Genomic DNA, 1166 nt, shown 5'->3' on the forward strand with positions numbered 1-1166 from the left:
AGGCCAGCGTAGGCCGCCAGATGAGCAGCCGAAGCGAAGGCTTTATGGGCGACTTCGGTCAGGAGTCTGGCGGCGGTCCTGACGCCGACTCCCGGCATGCTGGTCAGGACCGGCCAAAGAGGGTGAGCAAGCACCAGCCGCTCCACTTCGGCGGCGATCTCGTCGCGCTGCTTGCGCAAGGCGGCGAGTTGCTGGGCCAAGCGGGGCATGACGATGGTGGCAGCCTGCGTGCCGGGCACGATCACGGCTTGTTCGCTCAGAGCCTGAACGATCTCAGTCGCCAAGCTTTTACCCATACGGGGCGCGAGCTTGGTCAGACGGTTGGCGAGCGTCTTCTCGCTGGTGGCGGCAAGCGCGGCGGGCGACGGGTAGCGCTCAAGGAGATCGAGCACCGCTGGATGGTCGAGGCGCGGTCCGAGAACGCGCTCGAGCGCCGGATGGATCTGGGTGAGCAGGCCGCGAATGCGGTTGCTGGTTTGAGTGACCTGGGCGGCAAGATCATCGTCGAAGCCGCACAACATGGTGAGCTCGGCGAGCTGCTCGTCGGCCAATCGAAGCGAGCGCAGCGTATGCGGCATCGAGCGGGCGGCTTCGGCAATGATCGCGGCATCGCGGGCGTCGGTCTTGGCTTCACCTGCATGCAGATCGGCGATGCGGCGCATGGCCAGTCCCGGCAGATAGGCGACGAGTATGCCTTCAGCGCGGGCGACGGCCACTGGAAGCGCTCCGATGGTGGAAGGCTGATCGACGACGAACAGGAGTCGACCGTGAGTCTTGAGTTCGGCGATGAGGGCGCGCAGCTTGGCCTCGTCGTTGGGTAGCGCCTTGTTGTACAGACGCTTGCCGTGCCGATCGAGTGCGACGGCGTGATGCTGACCTTTACCGACGTCGACGCCAATGAAGACATCGATGGCGTCATGTTGTTGGGTTTCTTGCATTGCAGTTTATGCAGAGTGAACGGGTTGGCCTGCAACAACGGTGGCAAGTCTCGGCATCCACGTTACGGACGGCGTCGGGATATCCCGGCCAAACCCCTATCAGCGATCACCAGCCACCCACCAGGCCCGGTGACAACACCCCCCGGATCATGACTGCGACTGGGGGCGGGAATCATGCCGGGCCTGGCTGGCCAAAACCCCAATTATCGGGGTGTGAAGATAGTAACG

At 63.8% G+C, this 1166-nt stretch carries 1 protein-coding gene; it reads right to left on the reverse strand.

Annotation, left to right across the window (positions count from 1 at the left end):
* A partial coding sequence (locus tag WS62_RS08865) for an IS110 family transposase (RefSeq protein ID WP_066570243.1) occupies positions 1-938 on the reverse strand: 938 nt, incomplete at its 3' end.
* Positions 939-1166: the final 228 nt, after the last annotated feature.

Origin of the sequence: Burkholderia sp. ABCPW 14 (assembly GCF_001523835.1) — a bacterium.
Lineage (GTDB): Bacteria > Pseudomonadota > Gammaproteobacteria > Burkholderiales > Burkholderiaceae > Burkholderia > Burkholderia mayonis.